General features: G+C 68.5%; 4 protein-coding genes and 1 pseudogene. 1 reads left to right on the forward strand and 4 read right to left on the reverse strand.

The genetic code is table 11. The features are described from left to right. Positions 1–595, forward strand: a pseudogene (locus tag A612_RS17345) (trifunctional transcriptional regulator/proline dehydrogenase/L-glutamate gamma-semialdehyde dehydrogenase); the annotation flags it as partial. Positions 596–633: 38 nt separating this feature from the next. Here the strand turns inward: A612_RS17345 and A612_RS06975 are convergent. The 4 genes from A612_RS06975 to A612_RS06990 all read right to left on the reverse strand — a co-directional run. Further along, positions 634–1,695 (reverse strand): TRAP transporter substrate-binding protein, encoded by a 1,062-nt coding sequence (locus A612_RS06975; RefSeq protein WP_019373793.1) that lies wholly within the window; start codon positions 1,693–1,695, stop codon positions 634–636. Between the two features lie 101 nt (positions 1,696–1,796). After that, entirely contained in the window at positions 1,797–3,104 is a 1,308-nt protein-coding gene (locus A612_RS06980) for a TRAP transporter large permease (RefSeq protein ID WP_019373794.1), read from the reverse strand. Next, positions 3,101–3,628 carry a TRAP transporter small permease subunit gene (locus A612_RS06985; RefSeq protein WP_019373795.1) on the reverse strand — a complete coding sequence of 176 codons (528 nt, stop codon included), beginning with the start codon at positions 3,626–3,628 and terminating at the stop codon, positions 3,101–3,103. Before A612_RS06985 ends, A612_RS06980 begins: the two co-directional genes overlap by 4 nt. Continuing rightward, the coding region (locus tag A612_RS06990; RefSeq protein ID WP_206536115.1) for a zinc-binding dehydrogenase at positions 3,603–4,501 on the reverse strand (899 nt) is incomplete at its 5' end. The genes A612_RS06990 and A612_RS06985, both read right to left, overlap by 26 nt.

The raw sequence follows: 4,501 nt of genomic DNA on the forward strand, positions 1-4,501 counted from the left end.
GCGGGCCCCGGAGGCGGGCGCCCAGGCCGCGCTGCTGGCCCCGCTCGACGCCTTGCGCGCCTGGGCGCAAGAGCGCAACCACCTGCGGCTCGCCCGGCAATGCGAGGAACTGGCCCGCGCCAGCTGCGCCGGCCTGCAAGCCCAGTTGCCGGGCCCGACGGGCGAGAAGAACGAATACCGCGTGCTGCCGCGCGAGCGCGTGCTGTGCCTGGCTCCGGCGGGCGACGAGGCGGCATTGCTCGCCCAGCTGGCGCTGGTGCTGGCGGCAGGCAGCGAAGCCTTGTGGAGCATGGAGGCCGGCGGCCTGCACGCCTCGCTCCCGCCCGCGGTGCGCGAGCGAATCGCGCTGGAGGCGGACTGGCGCACGGCATCGCTTTCCTTCGACGCCGTGCTGCACAGCGGCCCCGAGGATGCCCTGCGCGCGCTGGCCGGCGAACTGGCGCGGCGCCCCGGCCCGCTGCTCGCGCTGGCGGTCGTGCAGCCCGGGCTGGAAGACGCGCCGACGGCCCTGCTGCGCCTGGTGCGCGAGCGCGCGGTGAGCATCAACACCACGGCCGCGGGCGGCAATGCCAGCCTGATGACCATGAGCGATTGAAAGCCGCGGCCGGGCGCGCCTGCCCGGCCCGGCGCCCCTCACATCTTGCCGGTCAGGCCCATGAACTCCTTGAGCAGGCCGGCGACCTTGCCCGAATACTTCGGGTCGCGCTTGGCGTCTTCCTCGACCACCTCCATGGAGTACTTGCGCACCTGCTGCATGACGGTGGGGTCCATCTGCACCAGCTGGCCCTTGAAGTCCTTCACGAAGCTCTGCATGAGCTTGTGGTCGTTGTAGGTGAAGAGTGCGCTGGAGTTGATGCTGGTGGCGCGCAGGACGCTGTCCAGGATTTGCTTGTGGTCGCTGCCCAGCTCGTTCCACTTCTTCATGTTGATGATGACCTCGCTATTGGTGTGGCCGAGGAAGTTGGGTCGCAGGATGTAGGAAGTCACCTCCTGGAAGCTCATGCCCCAGCCGGCCGCGACGCCGCCCCAGTGCACGCCGTCCACCACGCCCGTCTGCAGGCCCTGGTAGAGCTCCTCGCCCGAGATGGCAACAGGCGCTGCGCCGAGCTTCTCGAACACCTTGGCGGGCGTGCCGGTGGAACGGATCTTGAAGCCCTTGAAGTCTTCCACGGTCTTCACCGGCTTCTTGGAGAACACCGCCAGCCCGGCCGCCGAATACGGGCCCAGCTGGTAGACGCCACGCTCGGCGTAGGCCTCGCGGATGACGTCCAGCGCACCCATGTCGTACATGAAGAAGTGCATCTCCTCGTGGCTGTCCCAGGTGCCGAGGTTGCCGTTCAGGTGGCCGGCCACGGGGATCTGCCCGATCCAGTAGGCCGGCCAGGTGAAGGCGCTGTCCAGGTTGCCCCTCTGCACGGCGCGCAGCACGTCGCCGGTGCGCACCACGGAGCCAGGGTGGTGCACCTCGATCTCCAGCTCGCCGTCGGTCGCCGCCTTGATCTCCTCGGCCATCTTCTTGAAGATGGCGTCGTAGTACCAGGTGCCCTGGGGCCAGTGGGTCTGCATGCGCCAGCGAAAGCGCGGCTTCTTGTCCTGCGCCTGCGCCAGGGGGCTGGCCAGCCCCGCCAGGGCGCCCGCCGCCAGGCCGCTTCCGGCCAGGATCCTGCGGCGAGAGAATTCGTTCTGTCCGTTCATTTGTCTCACTCCTTTTCGGATGGTTCAGGCAGGCCGCATCCATGCCGCGCGACCTGCCGGGGATGGGTCGGTGACCCGGTTCATGGCCCGCAGGCGCGCATTCATCCACCCATCATGAAAGCCACTCCCTGGGTCAGGATGGACGGGAAGGCCAGGAACACCGCGCCGCACGCCAGCATCAGGAAGACGAAGGGGAACAGGCTGCGGTAGATGGTGTAGATCGAGGTCTCGGGGCTGAGGCTCTTGAGGTAGAAAATGTTGTAGCCGAAGGGGGGCGTGATGTAGCCGATGCACAGGTTCACCTGGAAGATCACGCAGAACCACAGGGGGTCGAAGCCCAGCTTCACGACCATCGGGTAGAACACCGGCAGGGCCATCAGGATGATGCCGATCGGATCCAGGAACATGCCCAGCACCAGCGCGATCAGCTGCATGAACACGATCAGCGCCCAGGGGCCGAGGTCCAGCGCGAACAGGAAGTCCTGCATGAACTTGATCCCGCCCGCGCCGGAATAGACCGACACGAAGGCGGTCGCACCGAACACGATCCAGATCGCCATGCCGGTGGTGCTGGCGGTGGTGTAGGTGACGTCCCTGATGAACTCGCGCGTCACCTCGCCGCGCGCGGCGATCGCCACCGTCACGGCAAGTGCCCCCACGGCCGAGGCCTCGGTGGGTGTCGCCAGGCCCAGGAAGATGGAAGCCAGCACCACCACGATGATGCCCAGCGGCGGGATCACCGCCTTCAGCGCCAGCACCTTCTCCTTCCAGGTCGCGCCCACGGGAGCGCCCGGTGCGGAGGACGGGTCCAGCCGCGCGCGCAGCGCCACATAGGCCAGGATCACCGCCAGGATGATCAGCCCCGAGACCAGCCCGCCCATGAACAGCTTGCCCACCGACAGCCCTGTGGTCATGCCGATCACGATCAGCGTGATGGAGGGCGGGATCAGGATGCCCAGCGTCCCGGCAGCACCGATCGTGCCGAGCACGAACTGCCGGTTGTAGCCGCGCTTTTCCATGGACGGCATGCCGACCATGCCGGTGGTCAGGGTCGATGCGGCGCAGCTGCCCGTCATGGCCGAGAGCACGGCGGCAAAGCCCGTGGTCCCGAGCAGCAGCCCGCCGTTCACCCGCCCCGACCAGACGTAGAAGGCCTGGTAGAGGTCGCGCGAAACCTGCGAGCGCGCCAGCGCCACGCCCATGAAGACGAACAGCGGGATGGCGGCCAGCAGGATCGACCACATGGTCTCGAACACCGCCGCGACCATCGGGAACAGGCCGTCGGGGCCGTGCAGGATCAGCGTGAAGACAACCGCCACGCCCCCCAGCGCGTAGGAAAGGGACACGCCCAGCATGATCAGCGCCACCAGGGTGCCGAACATGCCCATGGTCAGGAGTTCCGGGCTCATGGCTGCACCTCCTGGCGCTTGGGCGGCAAGGCGGCGGGGTCGACCATGCCGACCAGCGAGCGCAGCAACTCGACCGCCCCCTGCACCAGCATCCCCGTGACGCCCAGCAGGAGCGCCAGCTTCACCGGCCACAGCGGGTGCCCGAGGGCGCTGTCGTCCACCTCGCTGAACTCCCAGGACTCCTGGAAATAGCTCCAGCCCTCGTAGACCAGCGCCAGCATCCACACCATCAGCACGGCGTAGTTCAGGAAGTCCAGGAAGGCGTTCCAGCGCGGCGAGCGCGTGTTGAGCAGCAGGTCCACCCGCACGTGGCCGCCCTGCAGCAGGGTGTAGGCACCGATCAGTACGAAATAGGCGCCGAAGATGCGCTGCGTGTAACCCGGCCCCCACACGGTGGGCGCGTTGAACACGTAGCGAAGGACCACCTCCAGCACGACGATCACAATCCCGATCCAGACGAGATAGCTGACCAGCTTCCCGAAGGCCAGGCTGAAACGGTCAACGGCCGCGAGCAGTTTCATCATGGCTTTTCCCTTCCACGGGCGCCCCGGGCAGCAGCAGGATCTTCCCGAAGTTGCGGCTCTCCTCCATGCGCGCATAGGCCGCGGCCGCCTCCTCCAGAGGGAAGCGTCGGTCGACGACGGGCCGCAGCTCGCCCGAGGCGAACAGCGGCAGCAGGTCGCGCGTGATGCGACGGGCGAGCACCGCCTTCTCGTGGTTGGGGCGCCCGCGCAGAGAGGTTCCCACCACCCGCAGGCGGCGGGCGATGATCGTCGCCAGGTCGAGCGAAGCCTGTTGCGCGGCGATGAAGCCCAGGGAGACGACCGTCCCCTGGGGCGCGAGCGCGGCCAGGAGCAGGCTCAGGTGGCTGCCGCCGAGCAGGTCGACCGCTAGGTCGAACTCACCGCCCGCGAGGGCTACCAGACGCTCCCGGGTGGTGGCGGGGCTTTCGCCCTCCTCGACGACGAGACCACCGCTCAGCCCCAGCGCCTCGCACTGCTCCAGCTTGGCCTGGGTGCGGGTGGTGCCATAGACCTGTGCCCCCAGGGCGCGGGCGAGCTGGACCAGGGCGGTCCCCACTCCGCTGCCGACCGCATTGACCAGCACGCGGGCACCCCTGCGCAAGCCGCCCTGCTCGACCAGCGCCTCGTAGGCGGTGAAGAAGGCTTCCGGCAAGGCGCCGGCATCCACCACGTCCAGCCCTTCGGGCACGGGGACGCAGATGCTCTCCGGCACCAGCAGGTACTGCGCCTGGGCGCCACCGCCGTAGATGCCCATCACCCGGTCGCCGACGCGCAGCCCGTGCGCGAGCTCCCCGACCTGCACCACCGTACCGGAGAACTCCAGCCCGGGGATGTCCGAAGGCACACCCGCCGGCGCCGGGTAACGCCCGTCGC

Origin of the sequence: Melaminivora alkalimesophila (genome assembly GCF_000282995.1) — a bacterium.
Classification (GTDB): Bacteria; Pseudomonadota; Gammaproteobacteria; order Burkholderiales; family Burkholderiaceae_C; genus Melaminivora; species Melaminivora alkalimesophila.

Coding starts and splice junctions, on each gene's coding strand:
- A612_RS06985 (WP_019373795.1), bottom strand. CDS start 3,628: ATGATGAAACTGCTCGCGGCCGTTGACCGTTTCAGCCTGGCCTTCGGG.
- A612_RS06975 (WP_019373793.1), bottom strand. CDS start 1,695: ATGAACGGACAGAACGAATTCTCTCGCCGCAGGATCCTGGCCGGAAGC.
- A612_RS06980 (WP_019373794.1), bottom strand. CDS start 3,104: ATGAGCCCGGAACTCCTGACCATGGGCATGTTCGGCACCCTGGTGGCG.